Source organism: Methylobacterium sp. NFXW15 (assembly GCF_049887755.1).
In the GTDB taxonomy this organism is placed as follows: domain Bacteria; phylum Pseudomonadota; class Alphaproteobacteria; order Rhizobiales; family Beijerinckiaceae; genus Methylobacterium.
Map to the genome: position 1 here is coordinate 23,012 of NZ_JAGEKG010000017.1, position 20,587 is coordinate 43,598.

The window sequence follows — 20,587 nt, forward strand, 5'->3', positions numbered from 1 at the left end:
TTACGGCGCGGCGCGGCGCTCGCAGGCGCGGGCCAGGAACAGGACGAGGCGGCAGGCGGCGGCGCAGAGCGTCGCGACCTTGCGCAGCAGGTGGCCGCCCAGCGCGCAGGCGAGGCGCACCGCGCCCGTCATGGCCTGACCCTGGCGAGTTTCGCCGTCAGTTCGGCCAGTTCGGCTTCAAGCCGGACCTGCTCGGCCATGCGCGCGGACTGGACGAGCCAGCCCGGCGGTCGACGCAGCACCGCCACGAGCACTTCCGGGCCATAGACGCAGGCGAGCACCAGCATCGCGCGACCGTTCGGCGCCGCGACGAGGCCGAGCCATTTCTTCACCGTGTCGGCCGGCAAGCGCGTGTCGGCGGAGACATTCGCCGCCGTCTTGTCCGGGTAGCGTCCGCGCAGAAACCGCACGAGCCCGCTCATATCGATCTCGCCGGACCAATCGTGGCCCGTGTTCGAGAAGAACAGATCCCAGGTCAGACCAGATTTTCCCACCGTGCTCCCCCATTCTGCGGAGGGCGCGGCAGCCACGGACATGGCCGAAGCGGCAGGTTCAGCGAGGGGTGGACACGACGACAGGGCCGCGACGGGGTCGGACCCGAACGGCCAGGACAGAGACGAAAGGGACGACAGCCACGACAGATCGAAGGAAGACGGCTCGATGCGCTCCCAGGCATCAGCCGCTTGGCTCGCCACCGAAGAGCCCAGATCCGACACGGCCTGCAGGCCAGCTTCGATCCGGGCTTTCGCCCCCTCGACGGCGTCGCCGAGGACAGGCAGCGTGGCATCCGCGAGCCAGGTCAGAGGCTCATGCATCGCGCGGCTCCGCCGAGGGGGCCGCAACGATGTCGGGCGCATACGAGGACGGACGATGAAGCCCCACGATCCACTCGTCACCACGACCGGAGCGCCGCTCACCACAGGGTTCCAGCTTCAGCTCGGCCCGGACGGGCGGTGCCGGATCGTGCTTCTGGGGCGGGACGACGCCCCGCTGGCGACGCTGGACCTCGACGCGGCGCAGGCCGACCGGCTGGCGCAGGAGCTTGGTGATCGCCGTAAGACCTATGCGCAGAGTCGCGCAGGCGGCACGCCGCACTGAGGCAGATGGCGTCATGATGCGACCGACTGGGCGGACGCGTCATGGCCGATCATTCCCCAAAGGCCGGGTGGGGCCGTTCGGCCCCGCGCGGCGAGAGCGCGCTGGAGCGCGAGAAACGTCTCGGCGGGAAATCGCCCTCGGGCGGCATTCCGCCAGTTCGAGACCGCCTTGGGCTTGGCGCAGACAAGTACACCGACCGGGCCGTTGCCACCGAGGAAATCGATGACCGCATCAGTCGTCGCGAGGAGTTCGCCGGCCTGGGACATGACGCCATTTGTCCACGTTATGTGGTCATGTCAAGTCCACGATAAGTTTCTAGCCACGGATTGTGGACGATCGCATTCTCGGCCCATGAGCGAGGAACGAATCCCCCCGGAGAGCCAGGAGGCGATCGGGCGCCGACTGCGCGAGACCCGCGAGGCGCTGGAGCTGTCGCCTCGACAGTTCTACGAGGCGGTGGGGTTCTCGAAGACGCAACTTGAGAATTACGAAGCGGGCCGTCGGCTGATGAAGCCGGCCATGGCCATTCGAGTGATCACCGCGTTCACGGCGGCCAAGCTGGATTTCAACTGGCTCTATCACGGTGATCTCGGCGGCACGGCCTACGACTTCGCTCAGGCTGTGCTGTCGCGAAGGGAAAGGGACCGCGCCGCCAACGAGGCCGCCTGACGCGGCATCGTCACAGTACGCCGTGGCCTCCTACTCGCCCTGCCTCATCATCCTTGCCTCGATGTCCGAGAGGCGGTTGGATCGAGACCCGAGCAGATGACTGTCAATCCTGTCTTCGCATCCATGGCGGGAGATCGCCCCTCGGCAAGAAAATTTTCGATCAGCCATCGCGCATGGTCGATGACCGCTAAGGCCTGGCTTCGGTCCCTCGGAAGTTGTGACACCAATTGTATTGCGAGTAATTTTTGACTTTGTGAATCTGCGGTTGTATTCGGCCTCTTATTCGGCATGACGCAACTCCATTAAGGACGCGAGCCGACACGTCCACGCCCGCGCCATCGAAGCGTATGCTGAACTAAAGCCTTCGTTCAGCCCCGAATGACAGGATCCGGTGCTTTTTCTTCATCATCGCGAATCTCTTTAGCGGCGAAGGGCCAAAGACCAGACAGGGCCTGTCCCGTCCGTCCCGCAAGAAGAGAGGCCGTCGCGGTCGCAGAGGCCGCAACGTCGGTGAAGGTGCCCGGGAGGCCGCGTGCGGGATCCGACCCGGCGGCCTCGATTGCCGGGATCTCCAGCGCCTGGCCACGTGCGGAGAGACAGACCGCACGATCATGAATCATGAGCGCGGCGAGGCCTGGGGCAGCGATCGCCACCACCGTCCTCCGATCCTGCGCTGTGATCTCAATCACAGCGCGGGATTTGGGGTCCGCCGCCAAGCTTTCGGCTCCCGCGCCGACCAGTGAGGCAGCCAGGCTCAGCGTCGGCGAAAGGTCTAGGGCCGACGCCATGGAAAGTCCGCCCCGGAGACCCCCGACGAGACGGCCGCTCCAATGCTCCTTCTCGTCAACGCCGCTGAGCACCGCCACGTCGGCGAATTGCTCCGCATACCAGACGTCGCCGTTCGGCAGGCTGAGGACGCCCTCCTCATAAGTCGCGCTCCCCTTCCCGGCAGCACCGGAGATGATCTGAAGTTGTGGCATCGGCAGGCGGCAAGCTGCTGTAGAATTTCCAACGCGGCACGGATCGCAGCGAACCATGTCGAATCAGCTGCCTCCGCCGCCGATCATCGTGTCATCCGCCTGGGAAGAAAGGCCCAGGGCAATCCCGGCTGTGCCAACGGCAGTCAGATCGAGCCGTATCCACGAGCTGCGTCCACAATATGTGGTTTTTAAGCTTGATATGTCTACGATTAGTGGACTATCACGGCACACCGAAAGGAGCGCGCGATGGACGTCACCGAGCCTGCCGAGCCCACGATGACCGGGCGGGACAGTCGGATTCGCGATCTCGCCGCGCTGATGCGGGGCCGTGGCGATGGACCGGGCGAGGGTTTGACGGTCGAGGAAGCCCGCGCCGCAGGGTTCACCCTCGCCGAGATCGAGGCCTATCGCGACAGGGCGATGGTGCTCGCGCAGTCGGGTACTCCCGTCGTCCTGGCACCCCGCCGGAGGCGGTCGGCGGGCGACGAACTCGTGCGGCAGGCCCGCGCGATCCGGCATCGCGGGAGTGTGGAGCCATGAACGCCGGGCCTTCTGCGCTGGCCGGCCTGCGTCCGGCGACGCCGTCCGCGACACCATTTCGGCGCACCTGCCTGGAATGCGGCCAGCCCTTCGGCAGCGGCGTGCGGGAGGCCGAGTTCTGCGGCCCGCCTTGCCGGATGGTGTTCAACAACCGCCGGGCGAAGCGTGGGGCTGAACTCTACGATCTCTTCATGGCCCTACGCCACGACCGCCGGACGGCGACGGCCCTGAAGGTCTGGCGCCTGCTGAATCGCTGCGCGGCCATCTTCCGCGAGGAGGATCGCCGCGAGCGCGCGGGCCGCCGGTCCTGGCGCGATCCCGCCGAGATCCTGGCCCGCCGGCCGTACCTGCAGGCCGAAATCCTGCGGCCGGCGGGCAAGCGGCCGGAGTGAGGCCGCGCGATGCCTGCCATCAGCATGTGCCCGAGCGAGAATTGCCCGGCACGACGCGACTGTTACCGCAACGAGGCCAGCGGCACGCGCCCGAACCCGTGGCGACAGGATTGGGCGGACTGGACATGGAGCCAGCCCGGCGGCGGCCCGCACGATCCTGTTGCATGCGACGGCCTTTGGCTGCTCGATGGCGAAGTCTCGCTGCTTCAGCAGGTCGCGAAGGTCGATAGAGGCGACGATGCCCCGTAGTTCGCGCGTCCCCGATCGGAGTGATGGAGTCGCTACCATCCCGTCGCGGCCTGCGCGTCGCGATGTGTATCGGCGGCAGGGTCTATTCCCGTGTGAGGCGGAGGTGGCACGCCGCCTCAGCCAAAGCCCGTCCGAGTGGTCGGCCAAGGCGATCGTTCTGGAAAGGGCGGGGCTCCCAAAGATCGACCCCGTGATGGGCGGCCGGTACTGGCCGGCGGTCGATGCCTTCTGGCGCAGGCGCTACGGTCTTTCCGCGGTCGAGGCATCCGCCATCGACGGCGTGGAGAACCTCAATGCCCTCTGATCTCACAGCCCCCGGCTTAAAATCGAAGCCGAATCGCGACGGGAGCCGACGTCTCTATTGGTGCGCCCGCAGCGATCTCGTCAAAGCGGGCTATCGCCCGCCAACCGTGCGCCTGCCCTACAGCCTCGATGATCCGGCAGGCCGCGTCCTCATTGAGGCCGCCTGTCTTCGTCTGCAGGCCGAGATGCTTCAATGGTCGGCCCATCGCGGCCAGCCGGATGCCCGCTTCGACGGCACGATCCTCGGACTGTCGCGCCGCTACCAGACCGACGAGGCAAGCCCGTTCAAGCGGCTCAAGCACAACACCCAGGCCAAGGATACCTACACGCTCAAGCTGATCGAGGCCGCCTTCGGCTCACGCTCTCTCGCGGCGCTTCGGATCGACGACTTCTACCGCTGGTATGAGGCCGCCAGGAAACCCAAGATGCCGGGTGGCCCGGAACGCGTGCGGCGCGCCTACGGCATCATCAAGAAGCTGCGTGAGCTGTTCGCGTTCGGCATCATGGCCGAGCTTCCGGAGTGCGCGCGGCTCTACGACATCCTGGCACGAGCCCGCTTCAAGCAACCGGCGCGCCGCCGCGTCTCGATGGAATTGGCCCATGTCGAGGCCTTCGTCGCCAAGGCGCTGGAGGTGAATCGTCTCTCGCTGGCGCTGGGCACTGCGATCCAGTTCGAGGCGGTCCTGCGCCAGAAGGACGTGATCGGCGAATGGGAGCCGATCCCCGAGGGGGCTGCGTCCACTGGCATCGTTCTCAACGGTCGACGCTGGGTGAACGGGCTGACCTGGGCGGACCTCTCCGCCGATCTCATTCTACGCAAGGCCACGACCAAGACGGGCGCCTATGCCGCACATGACCTCAAACTGTCGCCGCTGGTCTTACCGCTGCTCGCGCGAGTTCCCTCGGATCGGCGCGTCGGGCCGGTGATCATCGACGAGCTGGCCGGGCGCCCCTACGCAGAATCGGCCTACGGTCGAGAATGGCGGATCGTGGCGCGGGCGGCTGGCGTGCCGGACACGGTGTGGAACATGGATGCGCGGGCCGGCGCCATCACGGAAGCCGAGGATGCGGGCGCCGATCTCGACGCGATCGGCTCGTCAGCCGCCCATGCCCAGCTCGCCACCACCCTGCGCTACTCACGCGGCGCAGTCGGAAAATCGCGCGCGGTCGCGACGATGCGGGCCGCGCACCGCAAGGCCGGAACGGGCGCGGAACAGCCATAAGGGACGCGATGGGGGACGCGAGATCAGCGGTAGACTGTCAGAACAGCTGACGCTTCAGCGGGTTAGTTGGAGCGGGCGATCGGGATCGAACCGACGACATTCAGCTTGGGAAGCTGACGTTCTACCACTGAACTACGCCCGCGTCGGGGGAGTTTCTGGACCATTCGAGAGGTCCGAGTCAACGCCCCTGCCGCGCTTGCGTGGCGAGCGCCTCACGTAAAAATGGCCATCGCGATCGTCGCCACGAGGCTTGCCGCCAGCACGCGCAGCAGCGCGTGTCCGGGGTGATCAGGCGAAATCACCAACCATTCGAACAGGCAGGCGCCGACGATGATCGCCATGCCGGCAACGATGACCGTCTCGGCCGCGACGGACCGTTCGTCGGGCTTTTGCGCCATGGCGTGCGCTCCCCCTCGCGGTACACCCGGACGGAGCGAACCACAGCGCGTGACATCACGAACAAGCCAGCCCAGGTTCGCCGAGCTTCTTTCCAGAACCTCTAGGGAAGGCCGGGGAAAAACGGAAGGCGGCTTCGTATCCGGCCCTTTGCGGGAGAATACGGCATCGCCTCAGCGGCCGATCTGCGCCGCCTCGATCAAGGAGGCGGGCGACCAGCGGAGAATCTGCACGTAGCCGTCACGCGCCGCCACGACGAGGTGGCGTCGGTGACGGTGCACGATGGTGCCGGGAACGTGGTTATGCGTCTCGGTCCAGCCGTCGGCCTGCGAGATGAAACCCCGGACGTCGCCGAGCCGCGCGATCGTCTCGACGGTGCCGAAGGCGCGCACGCGGCGAAGGATCGCCGCGACGTCCTGCCGAAAGTCGAGGGTACGGTCGGCATCGGTGGCTCGCGCCCAGTAAGAGCCATCACCCTGTGGCTCGGCGCGCTTCCAGCGATGGGCGAGGTCACGGGCCAGCGGCCCGGCGGCCAGACGACGCGCGGACATCTGGCACTTGGCCAAAAGCGTTTCGTGGGTTTCCCCCGGCCGCAGGGGGAAGATTTCCTGGGCGATGATGTCGCCCGTGTCGAAACCGGTTTCGGCCAGCACGTGGGCCGTCACACCCCAGGTCTCATAGCCGTCGAGCACGGCTCGGAATAGCGGATAGGGTCCGCGCCCCGTGGGCAACGGCGAGGGATGGAAATTCAAGGCGTAATTCGCCTTGCCGCGCCAGCCGCGCACCAGCCAGGGATAGCCTGCCACCACCAGAGCCCAATCTCGCCCGTGCACGGCGTTCAGCGCGTCGATGTCGCCTGGGTGGATCTTCGACAACTGGATCGGGATCCGCGCCGCGCGGGCGCGGGCGACGACGACCTCGTTGTGATCGTAGATGCCGTCGCAGGCACGGGTGAACAGCTTCACCGGTGTCCAGCCCGCCTCGATCAGCGCCTCGAACACGCCGCCGAGGAAGTCGATGCCGGCGAAGGCAAATTTCATGGGAGGCCTGCGACGTCGTGGTGCCGGGACGACCGGGTATGCCCGGTACCCGCGGTCATAGGCCCGCTTTAGTTTGAGCGCGACCCCTTTGGGATCTCATGCGGCGCCTTACCGGCGCAGCGAGCGGGAGAGGATCTGTGGCGAGCCGACCAACCCGCAAGAAGGCGAGCCACGACAGGGCCCTGCGCCTCATCCTGGGCGACCAGCTCAACCGGCGCGTCTCCAGCCTGACCGACCTCGACACCGATGCGGACGTGGTCCTCCTCGTCGAGGTGCGAGATGAAGCGACTTACGTCCGCCATCACAAGCAGAAGATTGCCTTTCTGTTCGCGGCCATGCGGCATTTCGCGGAAGAGTTGAAGCAGGAAGGCGCCGAGGTCGACTACATCCGCCTGACCGACGAGGGCAACACCGGCAGCTTCACGGGGGAACTCGAACGCGCCCTCACCCGCCATGCCGTCTCCCGTGTGGTGGTGACGGAGCCGGGGGAGTGGCGCGTCTGGCAGATGATGCAGGATTGGCGGGACACCCTGCCGGTGCCAGTCGAGATACGGCCGGACAACCGCTTCCTCTGCCCCCGCGAGGATTTCGCGAAATGGGCCGAGGGCCGTCATCATCTGCGGATGGAAACCTTCTACCGGGGAATGCGCAAGCGGACCGGTCTCCTGATGGAGAAGGGCGAACCACTTGGCGGACGCTGGAACTTCGACGCCGAGAACCGGAAGAAGCTGCCCAAGGGCCACCGCCTCCCAGACCGGATCGGCTTCCAGCCGGATTCGGTGACACGCGAGGCCATCTCCCTGGTTGAGCGGGAATTCCCCGACCATTTCGGCGATCTGGCTGCCTTCCAATGGCCGGTGACGCGCAGGGACGCCCTCGCCTCCCTGCGCCACTTCATCGAGGAATGCCTTCCGACCTTCGGCGATTATCAAGACGCGATGAAGGGCGACGAGCCCTTTCTCTACCACGCCCTCATTTCTCCGGCGCTCAACGCGGGTCTTCTGACGGCCGAGGAGGTGTGCCGGGCAGCCGAACGCGCCCATCGCGAGGGAGCGGTGCCGCTGCATTGCGCGGAGGGGTTCATCCGGCAGATCCTAGGCTGGCGCGAGTATGTCCGGGGGCTCTACTGGGCTCGGATGCCCGAGTACCGGGAGACCAATGCCCTCGATGCTGGTCGTCCGCTCCCGTGGTTCTATTGGTCGGGCGAGACCGAGCTTCATTGCATCCGGCAGGTCGTGGACCAGACCCGCGCTCACGCCTATGCCCACCATATCCAGCGGCTGATGGTGACCGGCAACTTCGCCCTTATCGCCGGACTCGATCCTGCGCAGGTGGAGGAATGGTATCTCGTCGTCTTCGCCGACGCCTATGAGTGGGTGGAACTCCCCAACGTGCACGGCATGGTGCTTTGGGCGGATGGCGGTGTCATGGGCTCGAAGCCCTACGCGGCCTCGGGCGCCTATATCGACCGGATGTCGGATTACTGCCGCGGTTGTTCTTACGATGTGAAGATCAAGAACGGTCCGAAGGCCTGTCCCTTCAATTATCTCTACTGGAACTTCCTGATCGAGAACGAGGACCGCCTCGCCGACAATCAACGGATGGCCATGCCTTACCGGACACTGAGCAAGATGGACGAGGCTCGGCGCAAGGAGATACAGGCGGACGCCGCTCGCTTCCTCGCCTCACTCACGACCGATCACAGGGGCGACCAAGCGGCCAAACCTAGATAGGGGCGAGGCCCAGCGCGATGGGTTTCCCATTGCAGCCCTGCCGCAACGCGCAGGCGGATTTCGGCCACCGCGACGTCCGTGGCATGCACGCCGAAGCTCACCTTCCGGTAGCCGGTTTCATTGAGGGAGGCACTGCCTTCCGGGCCAAGGTATGCGCCCGCGAGTTTGTAGCCCCAGGCCGCGCGCATCCAGAGGCTGTTGCGCGCCGTTCCTGCAATGACAGTGGTTTGGAAGAGGCTGTCTTCAGTCGGGCGAAGCCAAGTCTCGCCCTGAAGCCGCCAGCCGGTGCGCAGCACGGCCGCGACGCCGACGAGTGCGTCGAGGTCGGTCTCGGATCCGGCATAGACTGCGATGGCCCCTTCGGGGATGATCCACTGGTAGCCGAACAGCTCGGACACGGTCTGCGACAGGCGCGTGAAGGTCGCCCGACTGCCACAACCGCAGAACATCCGCTCGTGCCGCATGCCGCCCCCGACACTCCACAGGGCTACGAACCCGCTATCGTCGAATGAGCTGAACCCGGCCTTCGCGCCGACCGTGGCGAAGCTCTCGGCTCCGCCATCGAGACTGCCGAAGAGAAGGATGTCGAGGTCGGCCGCAGCGGCGCGTGCGATCGCGGATGCGAAGAGCGCGAACGCCGCAAGCCAGACGAGACCGGTCGATGGCATCCTCATCGCGCTCAGAGTCGCTGCCGTCGGCCTGATCCGTAAGGGATGGAGTCCCACGCAGTAATGGATAGGAAAAGTTGCAAGCGGACCCGACACAACGACAGGACAGCAGAAATAGACTTCAGGTGTCGCAACACGCGGGTGCGATCGACGTGAGGTCCGAATCGGCTGTTGCAAAAAGCTTGGGGACACCGCGTGGCTTGGCGAGGGCGGCGTTCTCGGATAGAGCCGCCCGCAAGTCAGAGAAGGTTGGGCGAGACTTGTCTTACGGTGCACGCACCTCGGACGTCCTCACCGTGCTCGCGAGCCAAGAGGGCGAGCGTCTTACGGTTGCGGATATCGTGGCGGTTCTGCGCGACCGGGCGTTCGCCCTTCTGGTCGTGCTTCTCGGCCTGCCGAATTGCCTGCCGATGCCGCCGCCGATTCCGCTCGTCTGCGGCCTGCTGCTGCTGCTCGTCGCGATTCAGATTGCGGTCGGCATGTCGGCACCGTGGCTCCCGCGGCGCCTGCTCGGGCAATCGATCAAGCAATCGGACGTGCAGCGCGCGGTGAAGCGGGCCGTGCCGGTCCTACGGCAGCTTGAGCGCTGGTCGCGCCCGCGCCTCAGTGTGTTCGAAACCGCCATCGGCATGCGCGGCATGGGCGTTGCGCTTCTCGCGCTCGCTCTGGCGCTCATCGTGGCGGCCCCGCTCATCGGGCAGATCCCGCTGGGGCTCGCCGTCTGTCTCGTCGGGCTCGGCCTCGTGGAGCGCGATGGAATCGTCGTTCTAGCCGGCCTCGGCATCGGATTGTTCGGCGTGGCGATCAACGCGGGATTCGCCTACGCCGTCGTTTCCGGTGTCGCCGGGTTGCTGCACCTCTACTAGAGGCGGTAGCGGATCTGGTCGGTCCAGAAGCGCCCGCATGTCGGGTGTACCCGATATGCGGCCACGGGCGATTGGAGCGCTTTCCCTACAGGCGGTAGCGGATCTGGTCGGTCCAGAAGCGCCCGCACGTCGGGTGTACCCGATATGCGGCCACGGGCGATTGGAGCGCTTTCCCTACAGGCGGTAGCGGATCTGGTCGGTCCAGAAGCGCTCCAACCGGCCGAGCGCCCGGTTCAGCCGGTCGAAATCCTCGTCCGAGATGCCGCCGATCGGGGCGATCGTGCGCGAATGCTTGTCGTAGAGCTGCTGCACGATGTCGTGGATCTGGCGGCCCTTATCGGTCAGGCTGATCCGCACGGAGCGCCGGTCCGTCTTGGAGCGGGCGTGGTGCAGGTACCCGGCCTCCACAAGCTTCTTGACGTTGTAGGACACGTTGGAGCCGAGATAGTAGCCCCGCGTCCGCAACTCGCTGGCGGCGAGTTCGCTGTCGCCGATGTTGTAGAGCAGCAGGGCCTGGACGCTGTTGACGTCCTCGCGCCCCCGGCGCTCGAACTCGTCCTTGATCACATCGAGCAGGCGGCGGTGAAGCCGCTCCACGAGGTGGAGCGCCTCCAGATAGGCGTTGTGGGGAGCGGCTGCGGGCTCCTCGGTGGCGGCGAGTTGGGTGCGGGCGGTCTGGCTCTTCATCGGTGCAATCCCTGACGGATCGTGCGGTGATCGTATGGGCCGTCACCGCTCTTATTGGCAAACCTATCCGGCGGGAATGAAAGACGATTTAAGCGGCAAGATGAATTCGCGATTTACCTGTGTGAGTAAAGACAAACTGAATAGATTAAAGGAAGATTTCGTTCACTCTCACGGTCGAAGCCCAAGACGTGCTCGCTAATCCTTCGTCAATCCTACGCGGCGGCTTCCGAATGGCAGCGCCCGCATCGGATTCTGCGGCCAATGCGTCAGTGGCTCTCGCGCGCGGCGAGCCAGGAGAGCAGGAAGTAGATCAGCATCACCAGCACGCCGAATAGGAGCAGCGGCGTCGAGACCGGCACGAGTTGGGGCGTCAGAACCGCGAGCGTCAGTCCTGATGTGACGGCAAGGAGCCAGATGACCCCGCCCCAGGCACTGGTGAGCCAGAGACCGCTCGCGGCGACCGCATCCACCACGGCGAAATAGACGATGGCCGCCTGCCGTCCGAACGGCTCGGCCTCGAAAGGCGGCGCGCCGGGCCGGACATCGAGGATGGTGGCCCAGGCGAAGACGGCCTTGCCGAGCCAGGCCAGGGCCGTGAGGCGCATGAACCACACCAGCGCCGTGTCCCAGGTGCTGGCCGGGGGCGCCGCGTTGCGCTCGATGCGGTCGCCGAGAAGGCTCCCCGGCCGTGCCGGCTTGCTGCGCAACGGGATCAGGCCGCGCATGCGTACAGGCTCCGCTCGATGCTCACGTGGCTTTTCTCCCGAACTCGCGGCCCCTCCCAGCCGGGTTGAACCCCTTTGATGCCACGTCGTCAACGTGTGGCACCCCTGCCCTGCATGGGCCCCCTTGGGTCGCCCTCCCGCGGCGTGCTACGCCCGGCTCGCACATGGCGGGCTGACCGCTCGCCCGTCGCGGCCGTGTTTGCGGGAGCCTCCCGCGCGGCCGCCTCTTTCGAGCCCGGACACCCGCGCGCATGTCGGACAGATCCCCGGAACCCCGCCCCCTCGCGTATGCCGCCGTGCGCGAGGACAATCGCAGCGGGAGCCTCGGCCTCACCCAGCGACCGCGCCGGAACCGCAAGGCGGAGTGGTCCCGCCGTCTCGTCCGCGAGCACACGCTGACCGTCGATGACCTGATCTGGCCGATGTTCGTCATCGAGGGTGAGAATCGCCGCGAGCCGGTGGCGTCCATGCCGGGTGTCGAGCGCTTGAGCGTGGACGAGATCGTCCGCGATGCCGAGCGCGCCGCGAAGCTCGGCATTCCGGCCATCGCCTTCTTTCCCTTCACGGAAGTGAGCCTGCGCGACCCGGTCGGGTCGGAGGCGCTGAACGCCAACAACCTCGTCTGCCGCGCGGTGCGGGCGGTGAAGCGAGCCGTTCCCGGCCTCGGCATCATGACCGACGTGGCGCTCGACCCCTACACCAGCCATGGCCACGATGGGCTGATGAAGGACGGCGCGATCCTCAACGACGAAACAGTCGCCGTACTGGTGGAGCAGAGTCTGATCCAGGCCGAGGCGGGCACCGACATCATCGCCCCCTCGGACATGATGGATGGCCGTGTCGGCGCGATCCGGCGCGCCCTCGACAAAGCCGGGTTCCTCGACGTCCAGATCATGGCCTATGCGGCGAAATATGCGAGCGCGTTCTACGGGCCGTTCCGCGATGCGATCGGCACCAAGGCCGCCTTGGTCGGCGACAAGCGCACCTACCAGATGGATCCCGGCAACTCGGCAGAGGCCTTGCGCGAGGTCGCCCTCGACCTCGAGGAAGGCGCCGATTCGGTGATGGTGAAGCCAGGACTTCCCTATCTCGACATCATCCGCCGGGTCCGAGACACGTTCGAGGTACCGACCTTCGCCTACCAAGTGTCGGGCGAGTACGCGATGATCGAGGCGGCGGCCCGCAACGGCTGGCTCGACGGTGATCGCGCGATGGTCGAGGCGCTGCTCGCCTTCAAACGCGCGGGCGCCGACGGTGTGCTGACCTATCACGCTCCGCGCGTCGCCGAGCGGCTGCGCTCGCTCTGAGCCGCAAAGGACGGGCATCCGCGCCGTGAGGCGTTCGCATCGCTGGCTGTTGGCCGGAGGCGTCGTCGTGGGTTTCCTCGGCGGCCTCGCAGCCTGCCAGGACACGTTGCGGCGGGACCGGGTCGCAACGTGCCGCAGGGCGTTGCCCGCCATCGCCCAGGGGACAGGAATCCGCTTCCAAGGCGCGGGCCCCGGCCCTGCGGTCGGCACGGTGCGAGTCGATTACACCGAGGGCACCCGCCAGCATCGGCTGCTCTGCCGCTTCGACGGCGCCTCGAACCTCGTGGAGGTGGCCAACGACGGCACGGCCCTGTCCGGCCCGGCCCTGCACATGCTCCAGCGCTACTACCTCGACACGCCCGATGCGGCGCGGGACGATCCCGCGAAGCCCTGATCCACCCTTGCCTGACGCAACCCTTGCGGCGGGCGATGGGGGCGCCCACCTTGTGGTCGCTGCACCGCTTGCAGGTATTGCCGACCATGTACGATTCTCGCACCGACTATGCTGGCCGTCCGGCCGCCACCGCCTTCCCGGGCGGTTTGCCGATCCCCTATGTGCGAGGGAGCATCGGCGCGCGGACGCTCGCTTATCTGCTGGATATCCTGTTCATCCTTGGCTTCACGGCCCTCCTTACGCTGGCGATCACAGTGATCGGCATCGTGACCTTCGGACTGGGCTGGACGCTCTTCGCCGTGCTTCCCGCCAGTGGGATTCTCTACAGCGCGATCACCGTCGGTGGGCGACACCAGAGCACGATCGGCCAGCGCCTCATGGGCCTTCGGGTCGTGGCACCCGAGCGCGGCGGGCCGGTCGACTTTATTTCGGCTGCCGTACACGCGTTGCTGTTCTACGTCGCGGTCTCGACGTTCCTCCTATGGTGCGCCGACATTGCCTTCGGCGTGTTGCGCTCGGATCGCCGCCTCGGTCACGACGTGCTGCTGGGTCTTGCGGTCGTGCACGCCCGGTAACGGCACGCGCGGATTCGGTTCCATGGAATGCGTGTTTCTAAGGGTCGCGCTTTTTTGCGGCGTGCTTGGCCAAACAGGCCATTGAGCCGGGCCGCGACCCTTGTAGATTGTGAGCGGGGCGGCGGGTCCTGCCGCCGCCGAGGTTCCGACGAAGCGTGACGAGCCACCCGCGCGACACACCGCAATTCTACCTCACCGCACCCTCCCCGTGCCCGTACCTGACGGGCCAGGAGGAGCGGAAGGTGTTCACCCATCTCGTCGGGCGGCGCGCCCGCGATCTGAATGAGATTCTGACCCAGGGCGGCTTCCGCCGGTCTCAGACCATTGCTTATCGCCCGGCTTGCGAATCCTGCCGCGCTTGCATTTCGGTGCGGGTGGTGGTGGACGATTTCGAGCCGAGTGCGAGCCAGAAGCGGGTGATGGCCCGCAACGGCGACTTGATTGGCGCTCCGGAGCAGAACCGTCCGGCTTCCGAACAATACGCATTGTTCCGGCGCTACCTGAACGCCCGGCACGACGATGGCGGCATGATCGACATGACCATGCTCGATTACGCCATGATGATCGAGGACAGCCACGTCGACACGCATCTCGTCGTGTATCGCCGCCATGGGCCGGATACGGCGATCACCGGACGCGGTATGGGCGGCCCGCTCGCCGTCTGCCTGACGGACGTGCTCGCGGACGGCCTATCCATGGTCTACTCGTTCTTCGAGCCGTCCGAAGCCGGGCGTTCCCCCGGCACCTTCATGATTCTCGACCACATCCGCCGGGCCAAGCAACTCGGACTGCCGTATCTCTACCTCGGCTACTGGGTCGATGGCTCACGGAAGATGGACTACAAGGCCAAGTTCAAGCCGCAGGAGCGACTGATGGGCCCTGGCTGGGTGCGCGTGGAATAACGCCGCCCTGCCCCGTCACCCGTGCGCATTGAGCTAAGGGCCGCACGGTGCTACCCGCCGACCGTTCCCCGACGGTCGAGTGCGCTTCGATGATCCCCCGCTACAGCCGCCCCGCGATGACCGCGATCTGGTCGCCCGAGTCGCGTTTCCGGATCTGGTTCGAGATCGAGGCCCACGCGACTACGGCCTTGGCCGAAATCGGCGTCGTGCCGAAGGACGCGGCCGAGAAGGTCTGGGCGATGGGCAAGGACGCGACGTTCGACGTCGCCCGCATCGACGCCATCGAGGCGGTGACGAAGCACGACGTGATCGCCTTCCTGACCCATCTCGCCGAGATCGTCGGGCCGGAGGCGCGCTTCGTCCACCAGGGCATGACCTCCTCGGATGTGCTCGATACCTGCCTGAACGTGCAGCTCGTCCGTGCCGCCGACATCCTGATCGCCGATGTCGATGCCCTGCTCGATGCCCTGAAGCATCGGGCCGAAGAGCATAAGATGACGCCGACCATCGGCCGCTCCCACGGTATCCACGCCGAGCCGGTGACCTTCGGCCTGAAGCTCGCTCAGGCATACGCCGAGTTCGCCCGCAACCGCGCCCGCCTCGTCGCCGCGCGTGAGGAGATCGCCACCTGCGCCATTTCCGGCGCGGTCGGCACCTTCGCCAACATCGACCCACGCGTCGAGGAATACGTCGCGCGCAAGATGGGGCTGAGCGCCGAGCCGGTTTCGACGCAGGTCATCCCGCGCGACCGCCACGCCATGTTCTTCGCCACGCTCGGCGTCGTCGCCTCATCCCTGGAGCGGCTGGCCATCGAGATCCGTCATCTCCAGCGCACCGAGGTGCTGGAGGCGGAGGAATACTTCTCCGAGGGGCAGAAGGGCTCTTCGGCGATGCCGCACAAGCGCAACCCGGTTCTCACCGAGAACATCACCGGCCTCGCCCGCATGGTGCGCAGCTATGTGATGCCCGCCATGGAGAACGTGGCCCTTTGGCACGAGCGCGACATCTCGCACTCGTCGGTGGAGCGGATGATCGGCCCGGACGCGACCGTCACCCTCGACTTCGCCCTGGCGCGGATGACCGGCGTGATGGAGAAGCTGCTGGTCTACCCGGCCAACATGCAGAAGAATCTCGACCGCCTCGGCGGCCTCGTTCATTCGCAGCGGGTGCTGCTCGCCCTCACCCAGGCTGGCGTTTCGCGCGAGGACGCCTATCGACTCGTCCAGCGGAACGCGATGCCGGTGTGGCGTGGCGAGGGCGACTTCCTCACCCTGCTGAAGGCGGACATGGAAGTGACGGCGGCCTTGACGCCTGAGCAGATCGAGGAATGCTTCGATCTCGGCTATCACTTCAAACATGTGGACACGATCTTCCAGCGTGTCTTCGGGCAAGCTTGAAGCATCGCCGCAGAAGCTGCACGATCGTCCGACCGCCTGATCTCGAGGAATAACGCCGTGAGCGCGTCCCGCATCGTCTACCTGAACGGCGAATTCCTGCCCTTCGAGGAGGCCAAGGTTCCGATCATGGATCGGGGCTTTCTCTTCGCGGATGGGATCTACGAAGTGTCCGCCATCCTCGACGGACACCTCGTGGACAACGCGGCGCATCTGGCGCGGCTCGACCGCTCGCTCGGCGAGATCGGCATCCGCAACCCGCACGATTCGGCGGAATGGGAGAAGCTGCAGACCGAACTGGTCCGTCGGAACGGCGTGACCGAGGGTCTGGTCTACATGCAGGTCACGCGCGGCGTGGCCGAGCGCGACTTCGCCTTCCCCCCGGCCAGCACGGCGCCGACGGTGATGATGTTCACCCAAGCGAAGAAGGTCGCCGCCAACCCTCTGGCCGAGACGGGCGCGCGGGTCATCACGGTCGAGGATCTTCGCTGGAAGCGGCGGGACATCAAGTCGGTCGCCCTGCTCGCGCAGGTGTTGGCGAAGCAGCAGGCTGTCGAGGCGGGCGTCGCCGAGGCGTGGATGATCGAGGACGGCTCGATCACGGAAGGCTCGTCCTCCACGGCGTTCATCGTCAGCAGCGACCGCAAACTCGTGACGCGGCCGCTCTCTACCGCGCTCCTGCCAGGTATTACCCGCGCCAGCGTCCTCCGGCTCGCCGCCGAGGCCGATCTGACCATTGAGGAGCGGTTAATTTCCGTTGCCGAAGCGCACGCGGCCGCAGAGGCCTTCTACACCAGTGCCTCAGCTTTCGTGATGCCGGTGATCGAGATCGACGGGAAAGCGATTGGCGATGGGAAGCCGGGCCAGCTGACGCAGCGGCTGCGTGAGCTTTATCTGGAATTGGCGCGGGCTGGCTGAGAGCGCTTTCGACGGCGGGCGGAACGGTTTGGCGTGCCACCTGTTTCGTCGGGACGTAGTAACCAAGCCAGGAGGCCGCGTTGCCGAGCCTGTTTCGTCTCTCCAAAGTGCCCGCCGCCGCCCTCGCGGTGCTGCTGACCGGCGGGGTGGCGTTGGCCCAAAACCCGGACGTCCCCCTGCGCAAGCAGGACAGTGATCCCGCCCTGCCCCCGGCGACTCAGACGCCGCCGGATCGGGTGCGCCCGAGCGCCGACGCCCCACCGCAGGATCAGACCCTGTCGGACAAGCTTCAGAAGAACGACGGCGTCATCAAGCCGCCCGCCGACGCGGCGACAGGAAACGTGGTCAAGCCCGACCAGAGCGGTACGATGCCCGTGATCAAACCCGGTGAATTGCCCGGCCGCCAGCCCGGTACCGAGGCAAAATAGGCGCGGACAGCCGGGCCCAACTGCCCGGTTCCGACCATGTTTGCTTGATTTCCCCTGCTGGATCGCGAAAACGAACTGTGAGCTTGCCATCCCGGATTGCGTCCGGGGCCGTGGCGGGCATTGACACGGGTTCAAGGCAGGCATGGCCAACGTCGTCGTAGTCGGCGCCCAGTGGGGCGACGAGGGCAAGGGCAAGATCGTCGATTGGCTCTCAGAGCAGGCCGACGTGGTCGTTCGTTTCCAGGGCGGCCACAATGCCGGCCACACACTCGTCATCGACGGAGTGACCTACAAGCTGTCTCTGCTTCCCTCGGGGGTGGTGCGCGGTGGGACGCTGTCGGTGATCGGCAACGGCGTGGTGGTCGATCCCTGGCACCTCGTGGAAGAGATCGCCAAGATCGCGCAGCAGGGCGTGACGATCACGCCCGAGAATCTGCGCGTCGCGGACAACGCCACGCTGATCCTGCCGCTCCACCGCGAGTTGGATCATTACCGCGAGACCTCGAATTCGGTGCTGAAGATTGGCACCACGAAGCGCGGAATCGGCCCCGCCTACGAGGATAAGGTCGGCCGCCGGGCGATCCGCGTGGTCGATCTCGCGGATGCCGATATGCTGGATGCGAAGATCGCCCGGCTACTCGCCCATCACAACGCCCTGCGCCGGGGCCTCGGCATCGACGAGATCGACGGCGCGGCCTTGAAGGCCGAGCTTCTGGCCATCGCGCCTAAGATCCTTCCCTTCGCTGATACGGTCTGGTCGTTGCTCGACGAGGCGCGCCGTGCAGGCAAGCGCATCCTGTTCGAGGGAGCCCAGGGCGCTCTGCTCGACGTGGATCACGGCACCTACCCCTACGTCACCTCTTCCAACATCGTGGCGGCGCAGGCAGCGACCGGTTCCGGCCTCGGTCCCTCGGCCATCGGCTACGTGCTCGGCATCGTGAAGGCCTACACGACCCGCGTGGGCGAAGGCCCCTTCCCCACCGAGCTGACCGATGCCACCGGAGAGCGGATCGGCGAGCGTGGGCGCGAGTTCGGCGTCGTCACCGGGCGCAAGCGCCGCTGTGGCTGGTTCGATGCCGCCCTGGTCCGCCAGACGGTGCGCACCTCCGGCATCAACGGTATCGCCCTGACCAAGCTCGACATCCTCGACGGGTTCGAGACCATCCAGATCTGCACCGGCTATCGCCTCGACGGCCGCGAAATTGACCACCTCCCGGCCAGCCAGGCCGATCAGGCTCGCGTGGAGCCGATCTACGAGGCGTTCGAAGGGTGGACGGAGACGACCGCGGGCGGCCGTTCATGGGCGGACCTCCCGGCTCAGGCGATCAAGTATGTCCGGCGGATCGAGGAATTGATCGGCGCCCCTGTGGCGCTTCTCTCGACCTCGCCCGAGCGCGACGACACGATTCTCATGCACAATCCCTTCGAGGATTGATCGGCGCGCCGGATATGTCGTTGACGGCGCGGAAGTCGTGCCGCCAACGGTGTTGAACCGTCGCCGTTTCGGTTAATAGAGCATGAGAAGGAGGCGGCTGCGGGTTCAATGGCAGCCGCCAGGGCGCCAAGCGGGCGAACCGGAGCAGTATGGCCGATTATTACCCGCTACTGGCGAGGGCCCTGGACGCTCTTCCCGACCGCTCGCCCGGCTTGCGGCGAGCCGTCTACGACAGGGCGCGCAACGCCCTGATCAGCCAGCTGCGCTCCCTCGAACCGCCCCTGTCGGAAGACGACATCGATCTCGAACGGCGTGCCCTCGATACGGCCATCGAGCGTCTGGAAGTCGAGCATGGCGGCATTCCTGCGCCGGCCAACGATGCCGCCAAGGATAAGCCGGAGTCGGCCGCGCCGCCTCCGCCAGCTCCTCCTGCGCCGATGCTGGTCCCCGAGCCGATTCCTCAACCAGAACCCGCGCCTCCGGCTGAGCCTGAGGCGGAGCCGCTGCCTGAGGCGGACCGGCCGCAACCGGCTTCCGCCGAAGAGCCCGCACTACCAGCCGCGTCTTCGCCGCGCTTCGTCCTGACGCCCGAGCCGGTCGAGGAGAAGCCACGCGAGGCGGCCGTCTCCTTCGCGCCGCCGAAATCCGCCTCTGTTCAGGATCCGGAACTCACGTCCACCGGGCCCACCGCTTCCGAGCCTGCGGCACAGCCGCAAGCGGAAGATCTCGACGCGAGCTTCGATCCCGCCCAGGGCCGTCAGCGTCCGCGCATTGCGGTCGTTGCGCCCAGGGCCGGGCGGTCGAAGATTCTGCGCAATCTGCTCATCGGCACTGTCCTCGTGGCGGTGATCGGCGCCATCGCGGTCGCGGCCTTCCTCCTGCGGGACAAGCCCCAAAGCGCTGTGCGCCTGAACACCGATCCGGTGCAGCAGACCGGGGAGAACCCGGACACCAAGTTCAACGACCGTGTGGGCGGCGAGGCAACCCCCGCCGAGCGGCCGAAGCCGAAGCAGGACGGTGCTGCGCCCCGGACGCAGGCTCCCCCGGTGCCCGAACAGCCGACCGTCGCCGTAGCGAAGCGCGCGTTCCTGATCGAGGAGTCGAACTCGACGGAGAGCTCGCAACCCCAGACGACGCCGGGCCGCGTGACATGGCGGCTCGATACTGCCAACGGCGAACAGGGTCAGCCGCTGCAGACCTCGGCGACGGCCGTGGTCAGCTTCTTGGATGGGGGCCTGACCCTCACCATGACGATCCAGAAGAACCTCGATGCGACGCTGCCCGCCTCGCACACGGTGAGCTTGTCCTTCACCGAAAGCGGGGCGGATGCGGCTTCGCGAGTTGTGCAGGACGTCGGTCTGCTTCAGGCCAAGGATGACGAGAACAGCAGAGGCTCGCCGGTCTCCGGCCTTCCGGTGCGTGTACGCGACAACCTGTTCCTGATTGGCTTGTCTTCGCTTCCCGCCGATGTCGAGCGCAACACCGATCTGCTCCTGCACCGGCCCTGGTTCGACCTTGCGGTGCGCTACACCTCAGGCCGACGCGCCGTCCTGACCTTCGAGAAGGGTCCTTCAGGCGAGCAGGTCCTTCAGCAAGCCTTCGACGCCTGGAAATGACCTCTAAAACGAACGAAGCCGGCGGGGTGGCCCGCCGGCTTCGTTCGTT

27 protein-coding genes and 1 tRNA gene are annotated in these 20,587 nt (G+C 66.4%); 18 read left to right on the top strand and 10 right to left on the bottom strand.

The features are described 5' to 3' along the window. Positions 1-132, bottom strand: a complete 132-nt coding sequence (locus J4O73_RS23330; RefSeq protein ID WP_426221288.1) for a hypothetical protein — start codon at positions 130-132, stop codon at positions 1-3. Continuing rightward, entirely contained in the window at positions 129-815 is a 687-nt protein-coding gene (locus tag J4O73_RS23335; RefSeq protein ID WP_426221289.1) for a hypothetical protein, read from the bottom strand. Before J4O73_RS23335 ends, J4O73_RS23330 begins: the two co-directional genes overlap by 4 nt. Positions 816-870: 55 nt before the next feature. On the opposite strand from J4O73_RS23335, the gene J4O73_RS23340 reads away from it, so the two are divergent. Further along, entirely contained in the window at positions 871-1,098 is a 228-nt protein-coding gene (locus J4O73_RS23340) for a hypothetical protein (RefSeq protein ID WP_426221291.1), read from the top strand. A gap of 11 nt (positions 1,099-1,109) precedes the next feature. Here the strand turns inward: J4O73_RS23340 and J4O73_RS23345 are convergent, their stop codons facing one another. After that, positions 1,110-1,364, bottom strand: coding sequence for a hypothetical protein (locus J4O73_RS23345; RefSeq protein WP_426221293.1), 255 nt, complete (start codon positions 1,362-1,364; stop codon positions 1,110-1,112). A gap of 85 nt (positions 1,365-1,449) precedes the next feature. On the opposite strand from J4O73_RS23345, the gene J4O73_RS23350 reads away from it, so the two are divergent. Continuing rightward, positions 1,450-1,767, top strand: coding sequence for a helix-turn-helix domain-containing protein (locus J4O73_RS23350; RefSeq protein ID WP_426221294.1), 318 nt, complete (start codon positions 1,450-1,452; stop codon positions 1,765-1,767). A 368-nt stretch (positions 1,768-2,135) separates the two neighbouring features. Here the strand turns inward: J4O73_RS23350 and J4O73_RS23355 are convergent, their stop codons facing one another. Continuing rightward, positions 2,136-2,804, bottom strand: a complete 669-nt coding sequence (locus J4O73_RS23355) for a hypothetical protein (RefSeq protein ID WP_426221296.1) — start codon at positions 2,802-2,804, stop codon at positions 2,136-2,138. 189 nt (positions 2,805-2,993) lie between these two features. Between J4O73_RS23355 and J4O73_RS23360 the strand changes: the two genes are divergently transcribed. The 5 genes from J4O73_RS23360 to J4O73_RS23380 all read left to right on the top strand — a co-directional run bounded on the left by J4O73_RS23360 (position 2,994) and on the right by J4O73_RS23380 (position 5,454). After that, complete coding sequence (locus tag J4O73_RS23360; RefSeq protein ID WP_426221298.1) at positions 2,994-3,287, top strand: hypothetical protein; 294 nt, start codon at positions 2,994-2,996, stop codon at positions 3,285-3,287. Further along, positions 3,284-3,679 carry a hypothetical protein gene (locus J4O73_RS23365; protein WP_426221300.1) on the top strand — a complete coding sequence of 132 codons (396 nt, stop codon included), beginning with the start codon at positions 3,284-3,286 and terminating at the stop codon, positions 3,677-3,679. Before J4O73_RS23360 ends, J4O73_RS23365 begins: the two co-directional genes overlap by 4 nt. 9 nt (positions 3,680-3,688) lie before the next feature. Next, positions 3,689-3,928, top strand: coding sequence for a hypothetical protein (locus tag J4O73_RS23370; protein ID WP_426221302.1), 240 nt, complete (start codon positions 3,689-3,691; stop codon positions 3,926-3,928). Between the two features lie 103 nt (positions 3,929-4,031). Further along, positions 4,032-4,232, top strand: coding sequence for a hypothetical protein (locus tag J4O73_RS23375; protein WP_426221304.1), 201 nt, complete (start codon positions 4,032-4,034; stop codon positions 4,230-4,232). Next, the gene (locus tag J4O73_RS23380) at positions 4,222-5,454 is read left to right on the top strand and encodes an integrase (protein WP_426221306.1); all 1,233 of its coding nucleotides are present in this window, start codon (positions 4,222-4,224) and stop codon (positions 5,452-5,454) included. Before J4O73_RS23375 ends, J4O73_RS23380 begins: the two co-directional genes overlap by 11 nt. A 67-nt stretch (positions 5,455-5,521) precedes the next feature. On the opposite strand, the gene J4O73_RS23385 is transcribed toward J4O73_RS23380, so the two are convergent. The 3 genes from J4O73_RS23385 to J4O73_RS23395 form a co-directional block, all read right to left on the bottom strand. Continuing rightward, positions 5,522-5,596, bottom strand: a tRNA-Gly gene (locus J4O73_RS23385). A 70-nt stretch (positions 5,597-5,666) separates the two neighbouring features. Continuing rightward, positions 5,667-5,852, bottom strand: coding sequence for a hypothetical protein (locus J4O73_RS23390; RefSeq protein ID WP_426221308.1), 186 nt, complete (start codon positions 5,850-5,852; stop codon positions 5,667-5,669). Positions 5,853-6,023: 171 nt separating this feature from the next. Then, positions 6,024-6,890, bottom strand: a complete 867-nt coding sequence (locus J4O73_RS23395; protein ID WP_426221309.1) for a formyltransferase family protein — start codon at positions 6,888-6,890, stop codon at positions 6,024-6,026. A 98-nt stretch (positions 6,891-6,988) separates the two neighbouring features. Between J4O73_RS23395 and J4O73_RS23400 the strand changes: the two genes are divergently transcribed. Beyond that, positions 6,989-8,623 (top strand): cryptochrome/photolyase family protein, encoded by a 1,635-nt coding sequence (locus J4O73_RS23400; protein ID WP_426221310.1) that lies wholly within the window; start codon positions 6,989-6,991, stop codon positions 8,621-8,623. Here J4O73_RS23400 and bcsS read toward each other — a convergent pair. Beyond that, the gene (gene bcsS, locus J4O73_RS23405; RefSeq protein WP_426221312.1) at positions 8,590-9,291 is read right to left on the bottom strand and encodes a cellulose biosynthesis protein BcsS; all 702 of its coding nucleotides are present in this window, start codon (positions 9,289-9,291) and stop codon (positions 8,590-8,592) included. The two genes, J4O73_RS23400 and bcsS, sit on opposite strands and share 34 nt — an antisense overlap. 260 nt (positions 9,292-9,551) lie before the next feature. Here bcsS and J4O73_RS23410 point away from each other — a divergent pair, with 260 nt between their 5' ends. Further along, positions 9,552-10,157 carry an exopolysaccharide biosynthesis protein gene (locus J4O73_RS23410; protein ID WP_426221314.1) on the top strand — a complete coding sequence of 202 codons (606 nt, stop codon included), beginning with the start codon at positions 9,552-9,554 and terminating at the stop codon, positions 10,155-10,157. Positions 10,158-10,331: 174 nt separating this feature from the next. Here the strand turns inward: J4O73_RS23410 and ldtR are convergent, their stop codons facing one another. Then, on the bottom strand, positions 10,332-10,844 hold the full coding sequence (gene ldtR, locus J4O73_RS23415) for a transcriptional regulator LdtR (RefSeq protein WP_426221316.1): 513 nt from the start codon (positions 10,842-10,844) through the stop codon (positions 10,332-10,334). Positions 10,845-11,110: 266 nt separating this feature from the next. Next, the gene (locus J4O73_RS23420; protein WP_378975032.1) at positions 11,111-11,569 is read right to left on the bottom strand and encodes a DUF6163 family protein; all 459 of its coding nucleotides are present in this window, start codon (positions 11,567-11,569) and stop codon (positions 11,111-11,113) included. Positions 11,570-11,820: 251 nt separating this feature from the next. On the opposite strand from J4O73_RS23420, the gene hemB reads away from it, so the two are divergent. The 9 genes from hemB to J4O73_RS23465 all read left to right on the top strand — a co-directional run bounded on the left by hemB (position 11,821) and on the right by J4O73_RS23465 (position 20,538). Then, positions 11,821-12,876 (top strand): porphobilinogen synthase, encoded by a 1,056-nt coding sequence (gene hemB, locus J4O73_RS23425; RefSeq protein ID WP_426221318.1) that lies wholly within the window; start codon positions 11,821-11,823, stop codon positions 12,874-12,876. Positions 12,877-12,901: 25 nt separating this feature from the next. Further along, a complete protein-coding gene (locus tag J4O73_RS23430; RefSeq protein WP_426221320.1) occupies positions 12,902-13,270 on the top strand; it encodes a hypothetical protein in 369 nt (122 codons plus the stop codon). An 86-nt stretch (positions 13,271-13,356) separates the two neighbouring features. After that, complete coding sequence (locus J4O73_RS23435; RefSeq protein WP_426221342.1) at positions 13,357-13,845, top strand: RDD family protein; 489 nt, start codon at positions 13,357-13,359, stop codon at positions 13,843-13,845. Between the two features lie 155 nt (positions 13,846-14,000). Further along, positions 14,001-14,747: an arginyltransferase gene (locus J4O73_RS23440; protein ID WP_426221322.1), complete on the top strand. Its 747-nt coding sequence runs from the start codon at positions 14,001-14,003 to the stop codon at positions 14,745-14,747. 89 nt (positions 14,748-14,836) lie between these two features. Then, positions 14,837-16,144, top strand: a complete 1,308-nt coding sequence (purB, locus tag J4O73_RS23445; protein ID WP_426221323.1) for an adenylosuccinate lyase — start codon at positions 14,837-14,839, stop codon at positions 16,142-16,144. A 57-nt stretch (positions 16,145-16,201) separates the two neighbouring features. After that, entirely contained in the window at positions 16,202-17,059 is an 858-nt protein-coding gene (locus J4O73_RS23450; RefSeq protein WP_426221324.1) for a D-amino-acid transaminase, read from the top strand. Positions 17,060-17,139: 80 nt separating this feature from the next. Beyond that, the gene (locus J4O73_RS23455; RefSeq protein WP_426221326.1) at positions 17,140-17,487 is read left to right on the top strand and encodes a hypothetical protein; all 348 of its coding nucleotides are present in this window, start codon (positions 17,140-17,142) and stop codon (positions 17,485-17,487) included. A gap of 142 nt (positions 17,488-17,629) precedes the next feature. Beyond that, on the top strand, positions 17,630-18,922 hold the full coding sequence (locus tag J4O73_RS23460; protein WP_426221328.1) for an adenylosuccinate synthase: 1,293 nt from the start codon (positions 17,630-17,632) through the stop codon (positions 18,920-18,922). A gap of 149 nt (positions 18,923-19,071) precedes the next feature. Next, complete coding sequence (locus tag J4O73_RS23465) at positions 19,072-20,538, top strand: histidine kinase (protein ID WP_426221330.1); 1,467 nt, start codon at positions 19,072-19,074, stop codon at positions 20,536-20,538. The last annotated feature ends 49 nt before the right edge of the window (positions 20,539-20,587 follow it).

Bases quoted from the DNA above. Each gene is read 5' to 3' on its own strand.
- J4O73_RS23400 (WP_426221310.1), top strand. From the start codon at position 6,989: ATGCGGCGCCTTACCGGCGCAGCGAGCGGGAGAGGATCTGTGGCGAGC.
- hemB (WP_426221318.1), top strand. From the start codon at position 11,821: ATGTCGGACAGATCCCCGGAACCCCGCCCCCTCGCGTATGCCGCCGTG.
- bcsS (WP_426221312.1), bottom strand. From the start codon at position 9,291: ATGCCATCGACCGGTCTCGTCTGGCTTGCGGCGTTCGCGCTCTTCGCA.
- J4O73_RS23395 (WP_426221309.1), bottom strand. From the start codon at position 6,890: ATGAAATTTGCCTTCGCCGGCATCGACTTCCTCGGCGGCGTGTTCGAG.
- J4O73_RS23460 (WP_426221328.1), top strand. From the start codon at position 17,630: ATGGCCAACGTCGTCGTAGTCGGCGCCCAGTGGGGCGACGAGGGCAAG.
- J4O73_RS23355 (WP_426221296.1), bottom strand. From the start codon at position 2,804: ATGGTTCGCTGCGATCCGTGCCGCGTTGGAAATTCTACAGCAGCTTGC.
- J4O73_RS23330 (WP_426221288.1), bottom strand. From the start codon at position 132: ATGACGGGCGCGGTGCGCCTCGCCTGCGCGCTGGGCGGCCACCTGCTG.
- J4O73_RS23365 (WP_426221300.1), top strand. From the start codon at position 3,284: ATGAACGCCGGGCCTTCTGCGCTGGCCGGCCTGCGTCCGGCGACGCCG.
- purB (WP_426221323.1), top strand. From the start codon at position 14,837: ATGATCCCCCGCTACAGCCGCCCCGCGATGACCGCGATCTGGTCGCCC.
- J4O73_RS23380 (WP_426221306.1), top strand. From the start codon at position 4,222: ATGCCCTCTGATCTCACAGCCCCCGGCTTAAAATCGAAGCCGAATCGC.
- J4O73_RS23420 (WP_378975032.1), bottom strand. From the start codon at position 11,569: ATGCGCGGCCTGATCCCGTTGCGCAGCAAGCCGGCACGGCCGGGGAGC.
- J4O73_RS23360 (WP_426221298.1), top strand. From the start codon at position 2,994: ATGGACGTCACCGAGCCTGCCGAGCCCACGATGACCGGGCGGGACAGT.
- J4O73_RS23465 (WP_426221330.1), top strand. From the start codon at position 19,072: ATGGCCGATTATTACCCGCTACTGGCGAGGGCCCTGGACGCTCTTCCC.
- J4O73_RS23345 (WP_426221293.1), bottom strand. From the start codon at position 1,364: ATGTCCCAGGCCGGCGAACTCCTCGCGACGACTGATGCGGTCATCGAT.
- J4O73_RS23340 (WP_426221291.1), top strand. From the start codon at position 871: ATGAAGCCCCACGATCCACTCGTCACCACGACCGGAGCGCCGCTCACC.
- J4O73_RS23435 (WP_426221342.1), top strand. From the start codon at position 13,357: ATGTACGATTCTCGCACCGACTATGCTGGCCGTCCGGCCGCCACCGCC.
- J4O73_RS23350 (WP_426221294.1), top strand. From the start codon at position 1,450: ATGAGCGAGGAACGAATCCCCCCGGAGAGCCAGGAGGCGATCGGGCGC.
- ldtR (WP_426221316.1), bottom strand. From the start codon at position 10,844: ATGAAGAGCCAGACCGCCCGCACCCAACTCGCCGCCACCGAGGAGCCC.
- J4O73_RS23335 (WP_426221289.1), bottom strand. From the start codon at position 815: ATGCATGAGCCTCTGACCTGGCTCGCGGATGCCACGCTGCCTGTCCTC.
- J4O73_RS23390 (WP_426221308.1), bottom strand. From the start codon at position 5,852: ATGGCGCAAAAGCCCGACGAACGGTCCGTCGCGGCCGAGACGGTCATC.
- J4O73_RS23370 (WP_426221302.1), top strand. From the start codon at position 3,689: ATGCCTGCCATCAGCATGTGCCCGAGCGAGAATTGCCCGGCACGACGC.